Raw genomic sequence first — 24,225 nt, 5'->3', positions numbered from 1 at the left:
GGAAAGAAGGATGATTCAATGCATACGATTCAAATCCCAGTTAGATATCAAGAAACGGACATGATGGGAATCGTCTATCATGCCAACTATTTAGTTTATCTAGAGATTGCTCGCACCGAACTGTTACGTCAGCTCGGCGTCGAATACAAAGACATGGAAGAAGCAGGATTCGTTTCGCCGGTGACGAACGTATCGATGGATTACAAGCGAAGCGTAACGTTTGGCGATACGGTTCATGTGCGCGTATGGGTCGACCAATACTCAAAGATCAGAACGATTTATGGGTATGAGTTGACGAACCAAGATGGTGAGCTCGTAGGAACAGCCAAGACGACTCATGTTGTGGTCAAAAGAGGAGATTTCAAACCGATTCGTCTTGATCGAGAGTTCCCGAAATGGCATGAAATGTACATGAACGTCATGAATCCTGTCTAAGAATCTTCTGTCTTCGTACCGTCAGTATGGTATCATATCTTGACGGTACTTTTTGTTATCTAGAAAGGGGAAAATCGCATGCGTTATCCATCAGTCTTGATGGTTTGCGGCGCCTTGACGTTCATGTTAGCCGGTTGTACGACAAACGAGCAAGTTGAACCGAAAGAACCAACAACACAGTCATCAACAATAGATGAACCACAAACAGAACCAAACGAACCGACCTCGAATCAGGAAGTGGAAACCGAGTCACCGACAGACGAAGAAACAACTGAGTCTGAACCGGAAGTCGAAGAACAACCAGCTGAGCCGACACCGCCAGCAGCAGAAGAACCGACTACACCTGTCCAACCGATTGAAGTCGATGGTGTTGCAAACTTAGAATTAGAAGAGTTGATTCTCGTAAATAAGCAAATTGCATTGTCGGCTAATTATCAGCCGAGCGACTTAGTTGAGGCCAACATCGATTTTGTCGATTCAGCGGTCGGTGAGCGTCGGATGATGCGAAAAGAGGCGGCACGTGCAATCGAAGAATTGATGAGTGACGCAAAAGCGTCTGGCATTGATTTAAAAGGGACGAGTGCGTTTCGTTCATACGGTTATCAAGTGACGCTATTCAATGCTTACGTTGAACGGGATGGCAAAGAGCAAGCGATGAAATACTCCGCTCCACCTGGACATTCTGAACATCAAACAGGTCTTGCAATCGACGTCTCGAGTGCTTCTGTCAATTATCAACTCACACAAAGCCTTGGTGAAACGGTTGAAGGAAAGTGGCTAGCAGAACATGCTCACGAGTATGGCTTTATCATTCGCTATCAAAAAGCGTTTGAGAAAGAGACCGGCTATATGTATGAACCGTGGCACTTACGTTATATCGGTACTGAACATGCGAAAGCAGTGCACGCATTGAATCAGCCATATGATCGATATATTGCGGAATATATGAAGTAAGGGGAATTGCGATGCCATTTATGACAGAAATCATCATTATCATTTTAAGCTATTTACTTGGTGCGATTCCGTTTGCGCTCATCATCGGCAAGCTCGGTTATCGAGTAGATGTTCGCGAACATGGGAGCGGCAACTTAGGTACAACGAACACGTTTCGTGTTCTCGGCAAAAAAGCGGGGATCCTTGTTTTACTCGGTGACATGGGGAAAGGACTAGTCGCAGCTTTGTTACCACTCTTATTCGGAAGTGAGATGAGTCTGCTTCTTGCCGGGATTCCGGCAGTCATTGGACATTCTTATCCGATCTTTGCGAAATTTAAAGGTGGAAAATCAGTCGCGACGAGCGGCGGCGTACTTTTAGCGGCGTTTCCTTGGTTCTTCTTTGTCGTCGTCGGCACGTTTATTGTGACTCTCCTCATTTCACGTATGGTATCCCTCTCTTCTATGGCTGCCGCTGTAGTAGGTCTCGTGACGGCAACGACTTACAGTATATTGACGAAGGACTGGTTACCTCTGATTGTCATCGTTCCATTGGCCCTGTTTATCATCATTAAACATCGTACCAACTGGCAACGAATACGAGCCGGGAAAGAACCGAAAGTCCCACTTTTTCAAAGCAAGCATAAATCTTAATTTCTTTCAGGTGCGTCCGATCAAGACGTACCTTTTTTGTGCATTGTTGTTGATTTACATAAAAAAGAAGCAAAATCATGTTGGATTTGCTCGTTCTTTACTTTCAATTTACGTTAAATTTACATGCGTTCGTTACACTAGAAAAGGAAAGATTTTAGTGGAGGAGGCAGGGACGTGTCTTTAATCGGTGAAGAACGTAAACAGAAAATTGTCGAGTGGATCGAACGAGAAGGAAAAGTGAAGACGAGCGAATTGATTGAGCGATTGAATGTATCAGGGGAATCGATTCGACGTTATTTAGAAGAACTAGAGAAAGAGCATCGTATCAAGCGTGTTTACGGGGGTGCGGTTCTTCATCAGAGCATGTCTTTTCAGCCGATTGTCATCGCCAACATGGATGGTATCCGCCGTATCGCGTATACGGCATTTCAATTGATTCCGGACGATACGTTACTCTATATCGGTCATGGGGTTGCAGCCGAACAAGTGGCGTCTCGTTTACGAGGACGAAATGTGACGGTGGTCACACCATCTCTAACGGTCGCCAAAGCGTTGTTTGAACAACGGGCGAAAGGTGTGCTCGGTGGCGAGATCCAGTTGTTAGGTGGTACAATCGATCCGAAACATCTCGTGACGACGGGCGAACAAGTTCTCGCACAACTCCAAACCTATATGTTTGATCTTGCCATCTTATCTGTTGAGGGGGTCGATTCAACCCTTGGTTTGACGTGCGATGCTTTCGGACTCGCTAGTATCACACAATCGGTGATGTCGCAAAGTCGCGAGACATTCTTATTAACCGACCATACCCAGTTGAACCAACAAAAAAGATATCGGGTGTGCGACTTTTCAAAGGTGACGGCAATTATCTCAGATTTTCCGGAACCACAAGAATTTAAAGGCGTCTTAGCCGAACATGGCGTGGACTGGAAGTTCGCGCCATAAAAGGAGCGATTGTATGAAAGTAGAAGTGATTGTCACAACGTTATCTGAAGCAATCGAGGCGGAGCAACTCGGGGCAGATCGACTCGAGCTGATTGCAGATATGGAGAATGGCGGGATCACGCCAAGTTTCGGGACGATTCGGAATGTAATCGAGCACGTATCCATCCCGGTACATGTCATGATTCGACCTCATACACGTTCATTCCATTTCAACGAAGATGATGTGGAAACAATGCTTGCAGATATTGGTCTGTGCCGTGAACTCGGGGCGAATGGAATCGTCTTTGGTGCATTGACAAAAGACGGGGCAATCGATGAGCGGATTTTAGGAGAAGTCATCAAACATAAAGGTGAGATGGCACTAACGTTCCATCGTGCCTTCGACGCGTCGCGTGATGTATTTGAATCGCTGGATGTCTTAAATGATTTCCCAGAAATCGATATCTTATTGACATCAGGCGGTGCGAACACTGCATTAGAAGGTATCGAAACATTGATCCGTCTGAGCGAGCAAGCAGAGATGACTATTTTGCCTGGAGCCGGCATTACGACAGAAACTTTGCCATCCTTACAGGAACGACTCAACGTCGATATGGTACACATCGGGAATGGCGTACGAACAAACGGACAGTTAGATGGAGCTAAATTCAAGCAACTTCGAGGATGATTCAAAGCGGAAAACAGTCGAAAGACTGTTTTTTTGCTATAATGAAAGAAAATACAAAGTGTAGGTGAACTTATGCAATCTTCCGTTTACAAACAATATGCGCTTCGAATGCTCTCAGGAAAATGGGGTATATCATTACTCGTCGTTTTGACTGTCATGGTCATTCAGGCGATGATTACAACACGTCTTGACCTATCAACGAATGACCCTGAAGTTCTCATGACTTCTGTAGCACTATTGTATGGGGCGACAGTCCTTCTCGCTCCAATCGAGCTCGGGAAGAATTGGGTGTTTCTTCAGGTCGCCAAAGATGAGAAGCCTAAGTTTGGCTTATTGATTGAAGCGTTCGGCTCGCTGAAAGAGTATTCACGAGCGGTAATTTATTACGCGGTGTTTTATTTAGGACTGAACGTGTTAATGTTATTCCTAATTGTGCCTGGCGTCTGGTTTTATTTGACGTATCGTATCGCACCGTTCATTATGCGAGACGAACCAGATCTCTCAGCGTTTCAAGCTATGCGCAAAAGTCGTTTGATGATGAAAGGGCATAAACAAACGATGTTAAAGCTATTCGCAAGTTTTATCGGATGGTACGCGCTCGTCCTTCTTACTGGGGGACTCGCTTACATCTTTGTCACGCCCTACTTACAGACGGCCATTTCAGGTCTCTATCTAGAAATGAAGGCGTCGTATCTCGCAAAACAACCGGTCGGATAATTCGACCGGTTGTTTACGTTCAATGCTGATCTGTCTTTTTCGGGTTAGGGGCGTCTTCAAAATCTTGTTTTTCTTGTTCCGACGCATCCGCATGCCACTTTTTCGCTTGTTCAGTGGCAATCGGTATCGCTTTCGTCTCAGAATAACCTTGTGCGAGCAATGCGTTCGCAATATCAATGGCTTTCTTTTTTACAAGTGGATCGAAGTTTTTCAGTGATTCTGGATAATCTTTCATATTCCATGGCACGAAAATCGCCTCCTTCACTCCTACTAATTCCACAAAAGGCATGATTCAAACGTCTTGATGAAGGTAATACTCGATGAGCGCTTGTGTCCCGTTCTCCCCATATCCATTTTCTTCGAGAATCGAATAGAGTCGATGAGCGAGTTCGAGTCCAGGTAACTTCACTTGAAGTTCGTTTGCACTCTCAATGGCGAGCGTCATATCCTTAATAAAATGTTTGATGAAGAAACCTGGAGCATAATCTTCAACAATCATCCGTGGAACCAAGTTTTCAAGCGTCCAGCTACCGGCTGCACCTCCACGAATCGTGCGGATGAGCGCTTCGGGGTCAAGTCCTGCTCGTTTACTGAACGCTAACATCTCCGCATTCCCCATCATCGTTCCGGCAATGGCAATTTGGTTGGCGAGTTTCGCATATTGTCCGCTCCCAGCATATCCCATGCGTTCAATGGACTGTCCCATTGCTTCAAATAAAGGTTTTGCCTTATTGAAGGCAAAGTCTCCTCCTCCGACCAAAATGGAAAGTGTCCCATTTTTTGCACCAATATCTCCACCGGTGACAGGTGCATCGAGCGGGAGAAGACTCCGTTCAATGGCAGTTTCGGCGATTCGTTCAGCAAGTTTCGGAGAAGAGGTTGTCATATCAATCAAGAGCGTACCTGGTTCTGCTGAATCGAGGATATTTCCGTCCCCGAAATAAACCGATTCAACATCTGACGGATAACCGACGATGGTGATGACAGCATCAGCATCTTGACACACATCTCGAATCGTTTCGCACCATACTACACCTTCCTCTAATAGCGAGGTAGCCTTCTCTTTCGTTCTCGTATAAGCTTTTACGTCAAAACCATGCTTCATCAAATTCCGTACCATGGATTGGCCCATGACGCCGAGACCGATAAATCCGATTGTTTTCATTCTGATTGTCCCCCTAGTAATTGTTGTGAGACGAGACGCTGATAAAGTGCGTTCTCGTTTAATAGTTGCTCATGTTTCCCAATCCCGCTGATGCGTCCATTTTCTAACACAACGATTTGGTCGGCATGTCTGACAGTCGATAAGCGATGGGCGATCACGAGTGTGGTTCTCCCGACCATCAGGCGATCGAGCGCTTCTTGGACGACGCGTTCTGATTCTGAATCCAGACTCGACGTCGCTTCATCGAGCAGTAAAATTTGCGGATTACGTAACAACGCTCGTGCAATCGCAAGACGCTGTCGTTGTCCGCCTGACAAGCGAATACCACGTTCTCCAATTTCCGTCTCGAGCTGATTAGGCATCACTTCAATAAATGACCATGCGTTTGCCATTTCACACGCCTCTTTGATTTCCTCATCACTTACTTCTCGTTGAAGACCATAGATGATGTTTGTCCGAACAGAACCCGACAAGACGGGAGAGTCTTGAGCGACATAACCGACGATTTGACGCCATGTATCCCGGGCATATGTTTGAATATCGCGATTACCGTACCGGATTAATCCTTCCGTTGGTGTGTAAAATTGTTCGACGAGCGAAAAAAGTGTTGTTTTGCCGGCGCCGCTTCGACCGACGATGGCGGTCGTTGCGCCAGGTGAAACGTGAAGAGAGAGTCCTTGAAGAACGGGTTCCGTCCCATAATGAAAGGTCACATTCTCGAAAGAGAGGTCAGCCTGCTCGATGGATTCTTGATATGTGCTGTACGGTTCAGGACGAACATCTAATAATTCAGCGATTCGTTCAGTTGCGCCACGAGCTTTTTGTAGTCTCGTCAAAAATTCACTCATGGTGATCAGAGGAGTGATGATTTGGAATACATAGAGCATGAATGCGAGTAGTTCACCCGTCGATAAGGCCCCTGTCGAGACACGATACGCTCCAAATCCGAGTATGGCAATCAACATCCCCGTCAACGTCACGTTGAGGAGAGGGATGAGAATGGCTTGAATTCGTCCTTCTTTCACTCCATAATCGAACAACGTTTCGATTTTCACTTTCCCGGTCCGCACTTCCATTTGTTCTGTCGCCTGCGATTTGACGAGACGGATTTCACCGAGCAGTTCCGCAAAGAATCCGGACAGGTTACCGAGCTCCTGTTGCGTTTCTTTTGCAATCACTCGAAGCTTTCGGCCGAGTGGGATGACGATGACAAGCGTCGTCGGCACTGAAAACAAGATGACGAGTGTCATTTGCCAATCGAGCGTGAACAAGATGGCGACGGCACCGATGACCGAGACGAAAGAGGTCAACAAGCGGACACTTTGCTCGGACAACAGCTGTTGCAGCGTCGTTGTGTCATTGTTCAAGCGGGAGACGAGTTCTCCCGATTTGATCCCATCATAAAAAGGGATGGGCAGTTTGATGAGGTGGTCCCACAATGTCGTCCTAAGATTGGCGACAACACGTTGACCAACAATATGTAGCCAGTAAATCGATAACGCGCTCGTGATGACCTGGACGAGAAAGGCAAAGAGAAAATATGCAATCCATACAGGCGTCAACAGGTCACTACTCCAACGGTCAACGACACGTTGCAGGATGAGTGGAATCGCTAGCGATGCGACGGCTTGAAGGAGCGAAATCAGAATAGCTCCCACAAACAATCCTTTAGGAGGGTTCGCGATTTTAAAAAGTTGGAAAAACGTTTTCCACGTCGATGAATTCATTTTGAACAAACCTCCTCTCTCTTTACTTTCGCTGTTTCAAAATCGGGTGTCAAGACGTCGAATCGAACGATTGAGTCATGCTAGAATAAGAAAGAGAGGTGATACGTGATGAAATGGATTCACACGGCCGATTGGCATCTAGGTAAGATTGTTCATGGTCGTCATATGACAGAAGATCAGCGAAATATTTTATTCCATTCGTTTTTACAAATCGTCGATGAGGAGAAGCCAGATGCAGTCATCATTGCAGGTGATTTGTATGACCGGGCCGTCCCACCCGTCGAGGCTGTCGATTTGCTCGATGAGATGTGGCGAGAGTTGGTGTTGAAGCGAGAAATCCCGGTCGTCGCTATCGCTGGAAATCATGACTCAGCGGAGCGTCTCGAATATAGTTCAAAATTGTTGAGACAAGTAGGATTACATATCATCGGTAAATTAAACCCAGATGCTGGTCCACTTGAAGTGGCCGGAATTCCGTTTTACCCAATCCCGTTTCTTGAGCCGGCACGTGTTCGGCACATACTAGGAAACGAAACGATTCGCACGCACCATGACGCATTAGAGGCTGTCATTGAAGCATATGGACCGATTGAGAAGAATGCGGTCTCAGTGGGCCATAGTTTTGTCGCAGGAGGACTTGAGACCGACTCGGAGCGCCAGTTATCGGTCGGTACCGCCGGACAGGTCGCGAAAGGGCTCTATGACCCGTTCTCATACACGGCTCTTGGACATCTACATAATCGTGATGCAATCCATTCAGAACGGATTGCATACAGTGGTTCTCTCATGAAATATTCTTTCTCTGAGGTCAATCATGAGAAATCGGTAGATATTTTGGAATGGGACGGACACTGGAAGCGTAGACGTCGAACGTTGACGCCAGAACGGGACATGAGACAGCTCGCAGGAACGTTGGATGAGTTACTCGCACCTTCGTTTTATCAACAACAACAAACCGATGATTATTTGAAAATCGTGTTGACCGATGACAAAGCACTTTTTGATCCGATGGCAAAGCTTCGGACCGTTTATCCGAATATTCTTCATCTTGAACTGGAGCTGTTACGACGCCAAGAACAGACGTCCACATTTGAACGGGAAACGCTAGAACGACAATCCGTCGAAGAGGTGTATCTACAGTTCTTTGAAGCTGTACACGACCGAACGGCCTCGGATGCCGTCAAACAAATGATTGAAGAAGGTGATGTCAGATGAGACCGGTCGAATTGAAGATTCAAGCATTCGGACCGTATGCGGAACGAGAAACGATTGACTTCACACAATTAGTTGGTCGCTCGATGTTTGTCGTGAGTGGTCGGACGGGTGCAGGGAAGACGACCATCTTTGATGCGATGACGTTCGCATTATATGGACGGGCCAGCGGGACGCTGCGCAATGCGAGTGATTTCAGAAGTCAATTCGCACAACCTGAGTTGAAGACGGAGGTCGACTTTTCGTTTACGATTCGCGGTGACCACTATCGAATCGTGAGACAACCTCAACAACCTCACCCGAAAAACAAGACACCGATCCCACATGAGGCCGTTCTTTATGAATGGGAGGATGGTTGGAAGCCGATCGCGACAAAAGTGAACGAGGTTCAAGAGGAAGTCGAGTCGATTTTACAACTTTCATATGAACAATTCAGTCAAATCTTGTTACTCCCTCAAAACCAATTTAGACAATTGCTCGATTCGAACTCAAATGAGAAACAACAAATCTTGCAATCTATTTTCAAGACGGAGGCGTATCGTGTTTTCCAGGAGAAGTGGGCAGAACGTCTCAGCACATACCGGAAACAAGTCGAATGGGCGGTCGAGCGAACCCGTCTCAAGTTACTAGAGCTCGAAGATGAAGCAATCGAAGAGATTTCGACGAAATCGATTGATGTGATCCATCAGTGGCTAGACGAGCGCGAACAACGTTTGATTACAACTGTTGAGTCCGCAACAGAACAGAAACAGGATCATTCGAAGAAGCTCGAACAGGCGCGTACCGAATTAGAACAAGCGAAAGCGCTTGTCAGTTTATTTCAAGAACAGCAAGAAACCTTGCAAGCTCTTGATTTATTTTTAAAAGGCGAGACAGAACGAAACGAACGTCACGAGTTGTTGCAACGTTTAGAGGCAGCAGCGAACATTCGTCCAGTCTATGACCGATTATTAGAAATGAAGAAACATGTGCAACGACTGACGGTGGAGGAACAAGCATCTTCTAAAAAACTCGAACAATTACAACAAAAGCAATCTTCACTATCGGAGCAGCAATCTGCAATTGAAGAGAATAAACAAGAAATCTTATCCCTTCAAGAGCGACTTCGGTTAATTGATGAGATGTTACCGCGAATGAAAGAGCGCGCGGAATACGTGACATTACGTGAGCAACTGACGAAACGTGCGAAGGAATTAAATGCCTTTTCCAAAGAGGCTCGACTCCAAGAACTTCAAGTCCACGAACAACAATTAGTGAAAACGTTGTCGATTGAACCTGAAGAACGTGCAGTTGATGCGGAGCGATATGTCGACCGATTAATGTATTTGGTCAAGCTTGAGACAAAAGTGAATGAGTTATCAAATCAGCTCGTCACTTGTGAGCGGTCCGGAAAAGAAGTGCAGCGACTGCATGCCATCCAACAAGAAATGATGACGAAATACAAACAACAAGAACAAATGAATGCGGCAAGACAACTGAGTGAAACCCTTCAAGAAGGTGAGCCTTGCCCAGTATGTGGTTCACGTCACCATGATGTCCCACAGTTCGAAGACTTGCTTGAATCTATGGAAAAAGAAGTGGAGGCGAAGGCACGTCTTGAGGAATTGACGACTCAATTGATTGAAGCAAGATCCGATTATCGTTCGCTCCATTCTCAGCTTGAAGAGGCACGACGAGAATTTGATGAGGTTTCGAAAGATATTCAGGTGGATGGATTATTATCAGAAGAAGTCAAGAAATGGCAAGCGCATGTGGATCGTCTACAACGTGAAGAGCGAACGCGCCTCGAGAATGAACGAACGCTTCGTCAATTAACCAGTGAAATGAGACAACTTGAAGAAGAGCGACGTAACCAATTTGAAGAACGTCAACGTGTCCTCACAGAACTCGAAGCGATACAGCAAAAACTGAACGCGCTCGGTCAAACAGAGGAAACAACGTTAGAAGAGTTACAGACCGAACGGACAAATCGACAACATCGTCTCGCCATACTTACGAAAAAAATTGAAGCGTTCGACCATGACTTTGAAATCGTCAAAAAGGAAACGTGGAAAGAAGAAGAGCGACTTACTCTATTGCGGCAACAGCTTTCTGATGCGATGGAGCAATATGATTCACAAAAGACGACCTGGAATAAGCAATTAGAAGTCGCACAGTTGAACAAAGAGCGGTACGAACAACTAGCTGATCGAATCGATCAGCGTGCGAATATCCGCGAGAACTTACAACGTGAAGAAGAGGAAGGTGTCCGGTTAAGACACCGCATCCAGATGATTGAGGGGAAATTAGGAAATGTAGCACAACCTGACCTTCAGTTAATTGAAACGAAGGTGAACGAAGCCAAGGAACTATACGAGCGAGCATCAGAACACCTCATCACCTCACAAGAAGCCTTGTCTAGACATCGGCAAATCGTTTCCGAGTGGAATACGCTTCGTAAGGAGACAGCTCGAGAAGAACAAAAGTTAGAAACAATCAAATTGATTGCAGAAACCGGAAAAGGCATCAATCCGCAAAAGATGACGTTTGAAACATATGTACAAACGGCGTTCTTTGACCAGATTTTACATGCGGCGAACATTCATTTGGACCAGATGACGAGCGGTCAGTTCCGACTAGAACGAAAAGTAGAGACGGCAAAAGGAAATGCTAAGTCCGGACTTGAACTCCTCGTATTCGATGCGTACACCGGTCAATCACGCCGTGTGCAAAACCTTTCCGGAGGGGAAGGTTTTAAAGCGTCTCTTTCACTCGCGCTTGGTCTAGCAGAAGTGGTGCAACAGTTGAGCGGGGGTGTGAGTCTTGAAACGATGCTCATCGATGAAGGATTCGGGACGCTTGATGCCGAATCTTTAGACCAGGCAATCGAATTATTAATGTCGCTACAGGCGACAGGTCGACTTGTAGGGGTCATCAGTCATGTCCAAGAATTGAAAGATCGCGTCGATGCCCGAATCGAAGTGAAAAAATCTAGAAGCGGATCAACGATCCAGCTGATTGTGGAGTGATCGAAATGAAACAGATGATGACGAAGTCAAGTCTCATCAATCATTTAAAAGAAGCAGGAATTCAACGAGGAGAGTCTTTATTTGTTCATACCTCGCTTTCAAAACTCGGATGGGTATGTGGTGGTGCGCAGACTGTAATCGAGGCACTACAAGAAGTGGTGGGGCCATCAGGACTTCTCATGATGGCGACCCAAACCGGAGACAATTCAGATCCGGCTGAATGGGAGGCACCGCCTGTTCCGGTTGAGTGGTGGCAGACTATTCGTGCCGAAATGCCGCCTTATGAAAAAGAAAAGACATCAACCCGTGGAATGGGGCGTGTCCCCGAACTGTTTCGGAACTATCCGAACGTTTATCGAAGTGCACATCCGATGTGGTCAGTCGCGGCATGGGGTGAAGAGGCAAAAACAATTGTGTCTGGTCACTCGATAGACGTCGGCTTCGGTCCAGGTTCACCAATCGAGCGAATGATTGAACGAAATGCACGTGTTCTACATCTCGGGTCGCCACTTGATGCAACGACACTCTGGCACTATGCGGAGTATGGGATTGATGGTCCTACAAAAATGTTCGGTTGTGCTGTAATCGAACAAGGCGAACGCGTGTGGCGAACGTTCGAACATACAGATGTAAATAGTGATCCATTTGGTGCAATCGGCGAAAATATCGTCAAACAGAAAGATGTCCATACGTTTACCATCAATGAGGCGACGTGCTATTTGATTCCAGCTAATACATGGGAGCCAGTGCAACATGCGCTCATCGCACTTCGAAGCTGGTTAAGATAATGAATGTAGAATCGAGGGGAAGAAATAGATGAATCGTTGGATGAAACTATTGAGTATTGCGACTCTAGTCATCTTACTGGTGGCCGGATTGGCAATCGGTGGGATCTCGGCACATATCGGTGACCAATTAACATCACCTGAGCGAGAGACGTTGACGTACACACCGAAGTCACTTGGATTGAAGTATGAGAACGTGACCATTCAATCAGAAGAAGGGCATGACTTGTATGGGTGGTGGATTCCCCATCCTACGCCACGTGCGACAATCGTATTTGCTCATGGGTATGGAAAGAACCGAGAACAGGAGGATCTCCCGTTAAAAGAGTTGATTCCCGAGTTTCATGAGCAAGGATATCAATTTTTAACGTTCGATTTTCGTGGTTCTGGGATTTCAGAAGGAGATCGGGTAACGGTCGGTGCGAAAGAACAATCAGACTTACAAGCTGCCATCCAATACGCAAAAGGTCGATCAGAGGGTCCGATCGTACTTTACGGAATTTCCATGGGAGCGGCGACGGCCCTCTCTACGGCAGATGATGTCGAGGTAGCCGCAGTCATCGCAGACAGTCCGTTCAGTGATTTACGGAACTACCTTGAGACAAATCTCCCCGTATGGAGTGATCTCCCGAACGTTCCATTCACACCCGTCATCATGACAGTGACCCCATGGTTCACTGGACTGGATGCGGATGTTGTTTCACCGATTCAAGATATCAAATCAATCGAAGCACCGATTTTATTGATTCATAGTAAAGGAGACGATGCGATTCCTGTCTCAGAAAGTGAAAAGCTTGCGAGCGCGCAGGATGGTGTCGAACTATGGGTGACGGAAAACGATGGTCATGTCGGATCGTATCAATCATTCCAGACTGAATATCGTCAAAAGATTTTCGATTTTCTAGAACGATCATTGTGAGCAAAGGGGCGCCAATTGCGCCCCTTTTTGATATGATTGCAAACGAGAACAATGAAAGAAGGGTGCAAAATGGACTTATTACAACTATTACAGTTTCTCTTGCTCGGTACATTGATCGGGATATTGAGCGGCTTCTTCGGAATCGGTGGTGGCATCTTGCTCACGCCACTCCTCCTTGTTTTCGGTTATGAAGCAAGTGCGGCGATTGCACTTAGTCTCATGTTGACGCTCGGTTCGACGACGGCAGGGACAATCTCGCACATTCGTTTACGAAACGTGAACGTGTCACACGCGTTATGGATTGGTGTGTTCGGGATTGTCGGAACTTGGATTGCCACTCCGCTCGTCTTTTACTTAGAAGGGGTGGACGGCGCGACACTGATCATCTCACTCGTCTACATTGCGTTACTTACGTACTTTGCGATTTCATTCTTCCGGTCGAAACAGCATGTCGAAGGGAGTGTCGGGACAGCTTCTGTACCACGACTTGGGATCATCGGTGTCTTTGCAGGATTTATCTCTTCTTTGATGGGGGTAAGTGGGGGCTTTGTATTGACGCCGCTCCAAGTCAAGCTACTGAACACTGAAATGAAACGAGCGGTCGGAACGAGTATTTCAGCAGCTCTCCTCATTGTAATATCAGGCGTGATCAGTTATGCCGTGGCAGGTGCTGAAACGAATTACTGGCATGGACTCGCATTAATCGCAGGTGCGATGATTGGATCTCCGTTTGGAGCCAAACAGTTGCAACGTTTCAGTTCGCAACATGTCAAAAAAGCATTAGGTGGATTTTATGTCACGGTCGCATTTAGTGTGGCGCTCAATTTAGTCGGATGGAATACAGCCTCACTTATATTACTTGTCACACTAGCGCTTCTCTTTATCATCACGCTCATCATTCGACCACGCAAAAAATAAACCCCGTCTTTGGACGGGGTTTTAACGTCTAGCGATATGGTCAATGTTTTCTTGAATCTCTCCAACTTTCGCTTTTGCTTCGCGGAGTCTGCGCTCAAATGCTTCTGTGTCACGTTTCTCATGAGACGACTTGTCAACTCCTTGACGTTGCCCTTTGTCAGAGCGTTGATAAAAGTGGGTCGCTTTTTGTAAGCGTTTTTTAAACGTCGAGTCGCTCATAGGGACACCCCCTTCCATACTTCATTTATTCCACATATGGAAACGGTCGAAACGTTCGAACGTTTAAGAAGCGAGGGAACGACGAATTTGAACGTTCTGAGAAATTTTCACTGCTAAGATTGCAGCAAGTACGGCTTTGAGTGAATCTCCAAGAATAAACGGGATATTCACCTTGAGCGCATCAATGAACGACATACCGAGAACGATCTCGAGTCCGATGCTTCCAAGTAGGTATACAAGCCCCAAACCGAATAACAAGTTGTAGCCAATCAATGCTGGGAAGGAGCGATGGCGCTCGCTGAACCAGCCAATGAAGAAAGCGGCGATTGGAAATCCAATTAAATATCCGACGGTTGGTCCAACGAAGGGAGCAAGACCTCCTTGACCACTCAGTACGGGAAGTCCGATCAAGCCGAGTAGGAGGTAGACGATGACTGCCAAAAATCCTTTTCGTGCACCGAATACGCCGGCGATTGTCATAATGGCCAGTGTTTGAAGGGTAATCGGAACGGGTCCGATCGGTATTTCGATGAAACCGATACTTGCGATGAGTGCTGCCCCGAAGGCAATTTGAGTCATGTCTTGAATCTTCATATGTAAACCCCTTTTCAGTTAACGTTAACAATATAAAAGTTAACATGAGTTTATAGAGTTGGCAAGTCATTTCTTGAGTCTAGGTCAACAAAAAAACCTCGTCTCAGCAATCATACTGAGACAAGGGTCATTAAGAAGAAGGTATGACATTCATACATGCCGAAGCTTCTTTCAACTGTTCGCGAACGGCATCAAAGCCTGTACCGCCATAACTATTACGACGCGCGACCGCTTGTTCAGGGGTCAAAGCGTGATACACATCCTCTTCAATCAAGTCAGAATGTGTTTGGAACACAGACATTGGGAGTTCACGTAAATATAAGCGTTCATCGACGCAGTATTTGACGAGTTTCCCAGTTACTTCATGCGCTTCACGGAACGGCATACCTTTAGCCGTCAAATAATCAGCAAGTTCAGTGGCATTTGAAAAATCGCGCTCTGTTGCTTGCTTCATCGTGTCTGGATGGAACGTCAATTCGTTCATCATCCCGGCCATAATGCTGAGTGAGCCTTGAACAGTCTTAACCGTGTCAAACATGCCTTCTTTATCCTCTTGCAAATCTTTATTATAAGCGAGCGGAAGTCCTTTCATAAGCGTCAACAATCCCATCAAGTTTCCGATGACGCGTCCCGATTTTCCACGTACGAGTTCAGCCATGTCTGGATTTTTCTTCTGTGGCATCATACTCGATCCGGTAGAGAATGTATCGGACACAGTAATGAAGCGGTATTCTTCACTAGCCCAAAGAATCAACTCCTCACAAAAGCGCGAGAGGTGCATCATGAGGATCGACGCGTTCGATAAGAATTCGAGAATGAAATCACGATCGCTCACTGCGTCTAAGCTGTTCGGATAGACTCGGTCAAAGCCGAGAAGTTCAGCTGAACGGGCTCGGTCAATCGGGAACGTCGTCCCTGCGAGCGCACCGGCTCCAAGAGGAGACCAGTCAATTCGCTTCAAACTGTCTGTGAAGCGTTCTTTGTCGCGTTCGAGCATCCAAAAATAGGCGAGCAAATGATGAGCCAAAGAGATTGGCTGTGCACGTTGGAGATGCGTATAGCCAGGCATAATCGTCTCTACGTTTATTGAAGCGTGTGCATGCAACTCACGTTGAAGTGATTCAATCAATTGAATCACTTCTTTCACACGTGCTTTCAAGTAAAGATGCATGTCTGTCGCAACTTGATCGTTACGACTACGTGCCGTATGCATTTTTCCGGCAACCGGGCCAATTTCTTCATGAAGCAAAGCCTCTAAATTCATATGGATGTCTTCATGATATACTTCGAACGCCAACTCGCCAGCGATGGCCTTCTGCTTGAGTTGTTGTAATCCTTCAAGGATTTGAGTGACTTCTTCTTTTGAAAGGATGTTTTGGTCTCCGAGCATCATCACATGTGCCATGCTACCTTCTAAATCTTCAAGGACGAGTTGAGCGTCGAATTCAATCGAGGCGCCGAACGCATCGACCCAATCACTGGCCGTCTTTTCAAAACGTCCTCCCCATAATTTACTCATGAATGAACGCTCCTTTTTCCATCAATACCTCTGACTGAACTTTTGTCGGCAAGCCCCAAAGCTTGATAAATCCGACAGCGGCTTGTTGATCAAACGTGTCCGCCGAAGTATATGTCGCAAGCTCCTCATCATATAGTGAAATCGGTGACTTACGACCGTCTACGATTGCTTGGCCTTTGAAGAGTTTCATCCGAACGGTACCTGTGACAGTCTGTTGTGTCTCATCGATGAATGCGAGTAGTGCTTTTGTGAGCGGTGAATACCACAGTCCGTTATAAATCGTCTCAGTCAATTTTTGTTCGACGATTGGTTTGAAATGAGCCACTTCACGTACGAGTGTCAATGCCTCAAGGGCCTTATGGGCCGTGATCAACGTCATCGCGCCAGGAGCCTCATATACTTCACGTGATTTGATGCCGACGACACGGTTCTCAATGTGGTCGATTTTCCCGACTCCATGCGCCCCGGCGACGATATTCAACTCTTTTAAAAGATCTGTGAACGATTGGTTCTTCCCATTGATGGCTACCGGTACCCCATTCTTAAATTCGATTTCAAGATATGTCGGTTCATGAGGTGTATCTTCAAGTGCTGCTGTTAACTCATAAGCACTTTCCGGCGGTGCCGCCCAAGGGTCTTCTAAAATGCCACATTCAATCGCCCGTCCCCAAATATTTTGATCAATAGAGAAAGGTTCTTCTTGAACGATTGGAATAGGGATATTGTGTTTTGCCGCGTATGCAATCTCTTCTTCACGTGACCATTTCCATTCCCGTACAGGTGCAACGATTTCAAGTGATGGATCGAGTGCATGGATGGACACTTCGAAACGGACTTGGTCGTTTCCTTTTCCTGTACATCCATGGGCCACAGCGACTGCACCTTCTGCTTGTGCCACTTCGACCAACTTTTTTGAGATGAGTGGGCGTGATAGAGCAGATACGAGTGGATATACACCTTCATACAGCGTATGCGCCTGCATCGAGTAGCGTGCGAAGTCGCTCACGAATTCATCGACAGCGTCGATGACGATTGATTTTTTTGCCCCGACTTTCATCGCTTTTTGTTGAATCTTCTCTAAATCTTTTCCTTCCCCAACGTTTAAACATACCGCGATGACATCATATCCTTGTTCATCCAACCATTTGATTGCAACCGATGTATCAAGTCCACCTGAGTAAGCCAATACGAGTTTCTGTTTCAAAATGTAAGCACCCCTTGTGAATAAATATTAATTTTTATTTATAAATATACGAATTAGTGTAAGGGATAATATCCGATGTGGCAACCTTTTTTTGAAAATAAAAATGACCACGAAAGATATTCGTGGTCATCATTGTTCGATTGTTAGCTCTGGTAACCATTGCGACATATGTTCGCTGACAGGAGAGAAGAGCTCGGGTTTTGCTGATTGTAACGGGACGACTTCATAATGTCCTTCTGATGATTTCTGTGTAAATGTTGGATAAAACATAGGATTTTTCAATTCGAACGTTGAAACATCGTCTTCTGTCGTTTTGACAACGTCAATTCCGATGATCCCACCCGTATTTCGATCATCGCCTTGTTGTCCAGATAAGAAGTTACCGAGTGAATACACGACGAATGTTTGATTGCCATCAGCTCCCTCAAGCATCTTCGGTGGTTGTAGGACGTGTGGGTGGTGACCGATGATGATATCGACACCGAGGTCTGAAAGAGTTTGAGCAAGCTCAGTCTGACTTTCGTTCGGTAATGTCTCGTATTCTGTTCCAAAATGTAAGGATACGACGGTCAAATCGGTAGTTTGTTCTGCTTTCTCGATTTCAGGGCGCATTTGCTCGAGGTCGATATAGTTGACGTGGTATGGCTGTTTTGGAATCACGCCGTTCGTTCCGTACGTATAGGCTAAAAAGGAAAAGGAAATCTCGTTCGCGGTCAATGTACGGATGTTTGCCTTATCTTCAGCAGATAAGAAGGAACCGGTGTAAGGCATTCCGATTTCATTCCAGTGACCAATCGAATTCTCAATCGCACGAACTCCGCGATCTAGCGTATGATTGTTCGCCGTCGTGACTAAATCAATTCCGGCACGTTGCAAAGCATCGCCAATCTCGAATGGGCTGTTAAAAGCCGGATAGCTCGATAACCCGATTTCGCTCCCGCCAATCATACTCTCTTGGTTAGCGATTGCGAGATCCGCTCGTTCTAAAATCGGCGCGACTTGTTCGAAAGAAGGATCAAAATCATATCCGTCATTGACACGGGCTGCATTGTATACCGAATCGTGCAGCAATATATCACCAATGGCATAGATGGATGCCGTCGTGACGGTTGACTCAGGTTCGGAAGGGGTCTCTTCTACAGGTGTCTCAACGATTGGCTTTTCGGTTTCAACTGAGGTTTCTTGATTTGTTGAAGAAGATTGACCACAGCCGAATAACAGAATCAAGCTTGAAGCGAATGTGAGATGAGAGATGGTTTTAAAGGGTTTCATCAAAAATCTCCTTTTCAAAATGGAATTAATCTCAATTTATATATTATTCGTCAAAAATTTAGAAAAATCCTTGTATATAAAAATGGCAGGTCAAGATGACCTGCCAAGAAGATTATTTGATATGTTCTTTCACCATGTCACGCATTTGGTCGAATTCACGTTGAATGACCTCACTCGGTGGAGGCGTCAGCAAACTAACGACATAAATGGCGAGTGCAGACAGGAAGAATGCTGGAATCATCTCATAGAGCGTTCCGAAGGTTCCAAATAGTGAAGCAGCATAGTTCTTCCAAAGGATAACGACAAATGCACCAGTCAACATCCCGGCAAGAGCGCCTTGACGAGTCGTCCGTTTCCAGAAAAGACTAAATAGAATGAGCGGTCCAAACGATGAACCGAATCCTGCCCAAGCATAGCCGACAAGGTTCAAGATTGTGTCATCTGCATCGAGCGCAAGGACAATTGATACGACCGATACGAGAACAACTGTGATTCGCCCGACCATGACGAGTTCGCGGTCTCCTGCGTCCTTACGGAAGAATTTTTGATAGAAGTCTGTCGTCGCGGCACTCGATGAGACGAGCAATTGTGATGAAATTGTCGACATGATGGCAGCGAGTAAAGCCGCTAATAATACACCGGTCACTAGGTCAGGGAACAATAGATCCGATAGGTTGATAAAAATGTTTTCAGGATTATCGATTGTCAGTCCTTGTTGCGTGTAGTAGGCAAGACCAAACAATCCGGTCGCCATCGCCCCGACGACGGTGAAGACCATCCATGAGATTCCAATACGACGTGCCGTTTTTATGTCTTCTAATTTCCCGATTGCCATAAAACGAACGATGATATGTGGTTGGCCAAAATAACCGAGTCCCCACGCAAATAAAGAAATGATTCCAATGAGCGATTGACCTGTCCATGGGTCGAGTAACGCTTCATCGATATCTCGGACCGTATCTAATGCATTTGACACACCATCTGTCGCCATGATGGCGATTGCCGGTACAAAAATGAGTGCGAAAAGCATGATGAGTCCTTGAACAAAGTCTGTCCAGCTAACGGCTAAAAAACCACCGATGAACGTATACAAAATGATGATTGAGGCGAGAATAATGACACCTGTTACGAATTCAATGTCGAAGACGGCATTGAATAGTCGACCACCTGCAACGAACCCGCTCGTCGCATACAACGTGAAAAAGATGAGGGTGACGGCAGCAGAAAAAGAACGTAATAACCCTTTTGAGTCTTTAAACCGCTTCTCAAAAAAGTCTGGAATCGTGATCGCATCATCCGATATGTATGAATAAATGCGTAATCTTGGAGCGACCAACAACCAGTTCAAATAGGCGCCAATTGTCAACCCGATGACAATCCAACCACTTGAGATTCCCGTTGCATACATCGCACCAGGTAAGCCCATCAAGAGCCATCCACTCATGTCAGACGCGCCGGCCGATAAGGCTGCGACGCCGGGACCTAAAGCCCGTCCACCTAACATATAATCGCCAATACTACTTGTTCTTCGATACGCGATGATCCCAAGTAAGACCATCAGTGCCATGTATACGACAATGGACACTAAAATTCCGTTCATCAACATCCCCCCGAAAGATAAAAAATATGAAAACGCTTTCAGTGATAGAGTATCACTTTGTCAAAATATTGTCACAACAATAGGGGAGATGTAAAGATATTTTTGATAGCTGGTCTTAACTTATCGAAATGCACAAGAGGCAAGATGGTCATTGACGAGACCGGTTGCTTGTAAGTGGGCATACACCGTGGTCGGACCTAAAAATTTGAATCCACGTCGTTTTAAGTCTTTACTCAATCGCTCAGACAATTCTGTCGTTGCGGGGACTTCTTCAAGCCGTTCCCATGCATTGATGATTGGTTCATGATCAACGAACGACCAAATATATGAATCGAATGAACCGAACTCTTCTTGTATCTTCATGAACTGTTTCGCATTATTGATGGAGGCTTCGATTTTTCGGCGGTTCCGGACGATGCCACTGTTTGCCATCAGTCTCTCAATGTCTGCTTCTGAAAAATGAGCCACTTCGTTTACCTCAAAATTCGCATATACGGAGCGATAGTTTTCACGTTTTCTTAAAATTGTAATCCAGCTGAGTCCAGCCTGTGCACTCTCAAGCGTCAGGCACTCAAAATGTTTTTGGTCATCATGGACAGGTTTACCCCATTCCTCGTCATGATAGCGGACATATAGCGGGTCAGACCCGCACCACGGACAGCGAATTGTTTCTTCCACCACAATCAACTCCTTTTTTCATAAGTGTAGCATGTCTCAACGGTTATCGATTAGAAAGTATGGGTATAATGTGTGGGAATGGAGGCATCAATAATGAGTGATTGGATGATTTCGATTATAGAACAGTACGGATACATAGGAATTGCGTTCATGATCTTCATTGAGAACGTTTTTCCGCCAATCCCTTCTGAAGTCGTATTACTCTTTGGTGGTTTTTTTGCTGTAAAGACGAACTTGTCCATCATGCTCGTCATCGTGGCATCGACAGTTGGAGCCTTATTAGGAGCAGTCTTATTATACGGACTAGGTCTGTTATTTGATGTTGAGCAAATTGAAAAGTGGACGAAGAAATATGGGAAGTGGATTCGGCTTGATATTAACGATGTCAAAAAAGCAGATGCCTGGTTCGATCGATACGGAGGGTGGATGGTCTTCTTTGGGCGATTGATGCCGGTCGTTCGAAGTCTCATCTCAATCCCGGCAGGTATGTCGAATATGCCATTCTTAAAGTTTTTGCTTCTCAGTACTGCCGGAACAGCGATTTGGAACACAATCTTGGTCTTGATCGGAATGAAAGTCGGTGAGAACTGGCAAGATATACTTGCCTATCTAGATGCCTATTCTTATACGATTTACGCTCTGTTGCTCGTTAGTGTGATCGGATACCTCATCTGGCGAAAAAAACGACATGCTAAAAAGACAGTGAAAGAATGAAGGAGAGGATAAAACAGGCGGACCGAAAAATCGGTTCGCCTGTTCCTGTTCACTCTTCGTTTTTCTTTTCTGGTAATACTTTTGTGAGCGTCTTTTCCGTCTTTTCGGCCAAGTATTCTGAGAACCGGAATAAAATGATTCCCACAATGGCTGACACGAAAATATAAAGACCGACAAACAAGTTGATGGCCCCGTTTGAAAGGGCGGTAAACAAGATGGAGAACTCGCCACGTGGAGCGAGAGAAAACCCAGCCTCGTTCGCCTGGACACGAGATAACCCGTAAATTCTTCCTCCGACTCGACCAACAATCCACTTCGACAAGACCCCCCAAACAATCAATACAAAGAATAAGGTGTTAACGATGACACCCTTCTCCAAGTTGATTGAAATCCCAAATGAAATGAAGAAGATCGGGAGAAATAAGTCACGAACGGGTACCGTCAAACGTTTGAGCGGACGAACGTCATGGATATCCGCAAGCATGATTCCGGCAATAAAGGCTCCTAAAATCTCAGATAGACCAAATACCATACCGATTCCGGCGAAGAAGAGAATGAGTCCGATGAGCCCGATACTCGCATCATCCTGACGTAAAAGGTGTTTCGAGAACTTCTGTTGTTTCGACACAAAGCTCGATCCGATAAACAATAATACCCCGAAAATCAGAAATCCGGCGAATACTTTCCCGATATCTGTCATGGCGACCGGTTCCTCTTGAATGATGAATGGCGCAATCGTCAATAACAGTGGTGCGAATATATCTTCAAAAATAAGTAGAGCAAGGACGAATTCTTTAATATCTTCATGTTTTTCGGAGTGGCGCTCAAGTAGTTTCGCTGAAATCGAAGAGCTCGTTGCGTATAGAACGGCACCAATTAAGAAAGCACGCGGAAAGTCCAATCCAAACAGTAAGGCGATTCCGAATGAGACGCCGAACGATAGGACGATGTCTAATACGCCTGCTTTCCATACTTTTCGCATGCGCTTCCATAATTCGCGTAACGGAAACTTTAACCCGAGAAGGAAAAATAAAAGGATGATTCCGATTTCACCAGCAATTTTAAATACTTCGTTTCCATCCCAGAAAAAACCGACCCCAACTCCGATGGCGATAAACGCTAAAATACTTGGAAAGTATAGGCGTTCAATCAGGAGACTGAAGACGGAGATAAGCGTGAGCGCCAGTCCAAGCAACACGATGATGTTCAATCCATCCATAAGTCATCTCCTTTGTAGAAGTGTGTTAACTTTCTAGTTGATTCCATTGATACTCCATACCGACTGATTCTGGCCGTGAATAATCAAAGCCGAATTGACGATACAAGCCATCAGCAGGAATATCGGCAATCAGACTGATAATGGCCGTCTCATCTGCCTCTTTTAGAATCCACTCCATTAAATTTTCCATGATTAATTTACCAAGACCTAGTCCTTGGCATTCTGGATCGACGACGATGTCGACTAGATGAAAGACCATTCCGCCGTCCCCAACGACACGCCCCATCCCGACAATCTCATCACCTAAATATAAACAGACGCCAAATAGCGTGTTCTTAAGCCCTTTGACCGTACTTTCATCTGAGCGTCGAGGCATCCCCGCCTTCACCCGCAACGACTGATGTTGCTCCGGTGTCGGTGTCTCAACTTTTACAGTGACTTCATTGACCATGCTAAAATCCCCCTCTACACAAGTTAATATTACTTTCCCGCTATATTGAATGAGTAAACCTTGATTTATGAAAATAGCTGTCGGCATAATGAAAAGTAGACAGGGGGAATATCGGATGATACAGGGTCAATCAATCTTGCCGGCGATTCGAGATATGCGCGATTTAGAACGATTTTTATCGAGTGAACTTGAAGTAGGAGTCTTACTTGAAATTCATATGAGTCGATTAGAACCTATCTTCAAATTATTAGAAAAGCATCAGAAAAAAGTCTTTATTCATATGGACTTAATCCAAGGAATGAAAGCGGATGAATTTGCAACTGAGTATGTCTGTCAAACGTATCGACCGTTTGGAATCATCTCGACGAAAGGGAACGTGATCGTACGGGCGAAACAAAATCATGTGTTGACGGTGCAACGGTTGTTTTTAATTGACTCGACATCGTTGGAGAAGAGCATCCGACATATTGAACGGTCAAAACCAGACTACATCGAGGTCCTTCCAGGAATCGTTCCGAAGTATATCCGCCGAATACAGGAGAGAACCGGTATACCTGTTTTTGCAGGAGGGTTGATTGAGACGACGGAAGAAGTGGAAGCAGCCCTTGCCGCTGGGGCAAGTGTCATCACGACCTCAAATCGTAAACTGTGGACTGAGTAAGCCACATTCG

The 24,225-nt window shown here is 45.7% G+C and carries 25 protein-coding genes; 13 read left to right on the top strand and 12 right to left on the bottom strand.

The window, feature by feature from the left end; genetic code table 11:
- Positions 1-18 precede the first annotated feature (18 nt).
- The 6 genes from KNP04_RS00895 to KNP04_RS00870 all read left to right on the top strand — a co-directional run bounded on the left by KNP04_RS00895 (position 19) and on the right by KNP04_RS00870 (position 4,350).
- Complete coding sequence (locus KNP04_RS00895) at positions 19-435, top strand: acyl-CoA thioesterase (RefSeq protein WP_214874475.1); 417 nt, start codon at positions 19-21, stop codon at positions 433-435.
- A 78-nt stretch (positions 436-513) separates the two neighbouring features.
- Positions 514-1,389, top strand: a complete 876-nt coding sequence (locus KNP04_RS00890; RefSeq protein ID WP_214874474.1) for a M15 family metallopeptidase — start codon at positions 514-516, stop codon at positions 1,387-1,389.
- Between the two features lie 11 nt (positions 1,390-1,400).
- Positions 1,401-2,021: a glycerol-3-phosphate 1-O-acyltransferase PlsY gene (gene plsY / locus KNP04_RS00885; protein WP_445236746.1), complete on the top strand. Its 621-nt coding sequence runs from the start codon at positions 1,401-1,403 to the stop codon at positions 2,019-2,021.
- A 174-nt stretch (positions 2,022-2,195) separates the two neighbouring features.
- Positions 2,196-2,966 (top strand): DeoR/GlpR family DNA-binding transcription regulator, encoded by a 771-nt coding sequence (locus tag KNP04_RS00880; RefSeq protein WP_214692672.1) that lies wholly within the window; start codon positions 2,196-2,198, stop codon positions 2,964-2,966.
- Positions 2,967-2,979: 13 nt separating this feature from the next.
- Positions 2,980-3,633, top strand: a complete 654-nt coding sequence (locus KNP04_RS00875; RefSeq protein ID WP_214874473.1) for a copper homeostasis protein CutC — start codon at positions 2,980-2,982, stop codon at positions 3,631-3,633.
- A gap of 72 nt (positions 3,634-3,705) precedes the next feature.
- On the top strand, positions 3,706-4,350 hold the full coding sequence (locus tag KNP04_RS00870; protein WP_214874472.1) for a DUF975 family protein: 645 nt from the start codon (positions 3,706-3,708) through the stop codon (positions 4,348-4,350).
- Between the two features lie 19 nt (positions 4,351-4,369).
- Here the strand turns inward: KNP04_RS00870 and KNP04_RS00865 are convergent, their stop codons facing one another.
- The 3 genes from KNP04_RS00865 to KNP04_RS00855 are packed head-to-tail and all read right to left on the bottom strand — an operon-like array spanning position 4,370 to position 7,242.
- Positions 4,370-4,585, bottom strand: a complete 216-nt coding sequence (locus KNP04_RS00865) for a DUF2188 domain-containing protein (RefSeq protein WP_251126121.1) — start codon at positions 4,583-4,585, stop codon at positions 4,370-4,372.
- Between the two features lie 57 nt (positions 4,586-4,642).
- Positions 4,643-5,515: an NAD(P)-dependent oxidoreductase gene (locus KNP04_RS00860; RefSeq protein WP_214874471.1), complete on the bottom strand. Its 873-nt coding sequence runs from the start codon at positions 5,513-5,515 to the stop codon at positions 4,643-4,645.
- Positions 5,512-7,242: an ABC transporter ATP-binding protein gene (locus KNP04_RS00855; protein WP_214874470.1), complete on the bottom strand. Its 1,731-nt coding sequence runs from the start codon at positions 7,240-7,242 to the stop codon at positions 5,512-5,514. The genes KNP04_RS00860 and KNP04_RS00855 overlap by 4 nt, the downstream gene beginning before the upstream one ends.
- Before the next feature lie 108 nt (positions 7,243-7,350).
- On the opposite strand from KNP04_RS00855, the gene KNP04_RS00850 reads away from it, so the two are divergent.
- The 5 genes from KNP04_RS00850 (at position 7,351) to KNP04_RS00830 (ending at position 14,084) form a co-directional block, all read left to right on the top strand.
- The gene (locus tag KNP04_RS00850) at positions 7,351-8,457 is read left to right on the top strand and encodes an exonuclease SbcCD subunit D (protein ID WP_214782625.1); all 1,107 of its coding nucleotides are present in this window, start codon (positions 7,351-7,353) and stop codon (positions 8,455-8,457) included.
- Complete coding sequence (locus KNP04_RS00845; RefSeq protein WP_214874469.1) at positions 8,454-11,462, top strand: AAA family ATPase; 3,009 nt, start codon at positions 8,454-8,456, stop codon at positions 11,460-11,462. The genes KNP04_RS00850 and KNP04_RS00845 overlap by 4 nt, the downstream gene beginning before the upstream one ends.
- Positions 11,463-11,467: 5 nt before the next feature.
- Positions 11,468-12,250 (top strand): AAC(3) family N-acetyltransferase, encoded by a 783-nt coding sequence (locus KNP04_RS00840; RefSeq protein ID WP_214874468.1) that lies wholly within the window; start codon positions 11,468-11,470, stop codon positions 12,248-12,250.
- A 28-nt stretch (positions 12,251-12,278) separates the two neighbouring features.
- On the top strand, positions 12,279-13,166 hold the full coding sequence (locus KNP04_RS00835) for an alpha/beta hydrolase (RefSeq protein WP_214782633.1): 888 nt from the start codon (positions 12,279-12,281) through the stop codon (positions 13,164-13,166).
- A gap of 69 nt (positions 13,167-13,235) precedes the next feature.
- Positions 13,236-14,084 carry a sulfite exporter TauE/SafE family protein gene (locus KNP04_RS00830; RefSeq protein ID WP_214782636.1) on the top strand — a complete coding sequence of 283 codons (849 nt, stop codon included), beginning with the start codon at positions 13,236-13,238 and terminating at the stop codon, positions 14,082-14,084.
- 21 nt (positions 14,085-14,105) lie between these two features.
- On the opposite strand, the gene KNP04_RS00825 is transcribed toward KNP04_RS00830, so the two are convergent.
- The 7 genes from KNP04_RS00825 to KNP04_RS00795 form a co-directional block, all read right to left on the bottom strand.
- A complete protein-coding gene (locus KNP04_RS00825; RefSeq protein ID WP_214692645.1) occupies positions 14,106-14,303 on the bottom strand; it encodes a hypothetical protein in 198 nt (65 codons plus the stop codon).
- Between the two features lie 63 nt (positions 14,304-14,366).
- A complete protein-coding gene (locus KNP04_RS00820) occupies positions 14,367-14,897 on the bottom strand; it encodes a biotin transporter BioY (protein ID WP_214874467.1) in 531 nt (176 codons plus the stop codon).
- Positions 14,898-15,027: 130 nt separating this feature from the next.
- Positions 15,028-16,416 carry an argininosuccinate lyase gene (argH, locus tag KNP04_RS00815; RefSeq protein ID WP_214874466.1) on the bottom strand — a complete coding sequence of 463 codons (1,389 nt, stop codon included), beginning with the start codon at positions 16,414-16,416 and terminating at the stop codon, positions 15,028-15,030.
- Positions 16,409-17,623: an argininosuccinate synthase gene (locus tag KNP04_RS00810; protein ID WP_214875150.1), complete on the bottom strand. Its 1,215-nt coding sequence runs from the start codon at positions 17,621-17,623 to the stop codon at positions 16,409-16,411. Before KNP04_RS00810 ends, argH begins: the two co-directional genes overlap by 8 nt.
- Positions 17,624-17,749: 126 nt before the next feature.
- Positions 17,750-18,892 (bottom strand): CapA family protein, encoded by a 1,143-nt coding sequence (locus tag KNP04_RS00805; protein ID WP_214874465.1) that lies wholly within the window; start codon positions 18,890-18,892, stop codon positions 17,750-17,752.
- 112 nt (positions 18,893-19,004) lie between these two features.
- Entirely contained in the window at positions 19,005-20,492 is a 1,488-nt protein-coding gene (gene putP, locus KNP04_RS00800; RefSeq protein WP_271304714.1) for a sodium/proline symporter PutP, read from the bottom strand.
- Positions 20,493-20,612: 120 nt separating this feature from the next.
- Positions 20,613-21,170: a DNA-3-methyladenine glycosylase I gene (locus KNP04_RS00795; RefSeq protein WP_214874464.1), complete on the bottom strand. Its 558-nt coding sequence runs from the start codon at positions 21,168-21,170 to the stop codon at positions 20,613-20,615.
- Between the two features lie 93 nt (positions 21,171-21,263).
- Between KNP04_RS00795 and KNP04_RS00790 the strand changes: the two genes are divergently transcribed.
- Positions 21,264-21,884 carry a DedA family protein gene (locus KNP04_RS00790; RefSeq protein WP_214874463.1) on the top strand — a complete coding sequence of 207 codons (621 nt, stop codon included), beginning with the start codon at positions 21,264-21,266 and terminating at the stop codon, positions 21,882-21,884.
- A 49-nt stretch (positions 21,885-21,933) separates the two neighbouring features.
- Here KNP04_RS00790 and KNP04_RS00785 read toward each other — a convergent pair whose 3' ends face one another.
- Both KNP04_RS00785 and KNP04_RS00780 read right to left on the bottom strand, forming a co-directional pair.
- Positions 21,934-23,103: a cation:proton antiporter gene (locus KNP04_RS00785; RefSeq protein ID WP_214874462.1), complete on the bottom strand. Its 1,170-nt coding sequence runs from the start codon at positions 23,101-23,103 to the stop codon at positions 21,934-21,936.
- Between the two features lie 25 nt (positions 23,104-23,128).
- Positions 23,129-23,554 (bottom strand): GNAT family N-acetyltransferase, encoded by a 426-nt coding sequence (locus KNP04_RS00780; RefSeq protein WP_214874461.1) that lies wholly within the window; start codon positions 23,552-23,554, stop codon positions 23,129-23,131.
- A gap of 115 nt (positions 23,555-23,669) precedes the next feature.
- Between KNP04_RS00780 and KNP04_RS00775 the strand changes: the two genes are divergently transcribed.
- Positions 23,670-24,215 (top strand): glycerol-3-phosphate responsive antiterminator, encoded by a 546-nt coding sequence (locus KNP04_RS00775; protein ID WP_214749933.1) that lies wholly within the window; start codon positions 23,670-23,672, stop codon positions 24,213-24,215.
- The last annotated feature ends 10 nt before the right edge of the window (positions 24,216-24,225 follow it).

The sequence above is a fragment of the Exiguobacterium sp. CH10 genome, from assembly GCF_018617635.1.
GTDB lineage: Bacteria > Bacillota > Bacilli > Exiguobacteriales > Exiguobacteriaceae > Exiguobacterium > Exiguobacterium aestuarii_A.
This window is presented reverse-complemented; position numbering and strand designations above follow the sequence as displayed.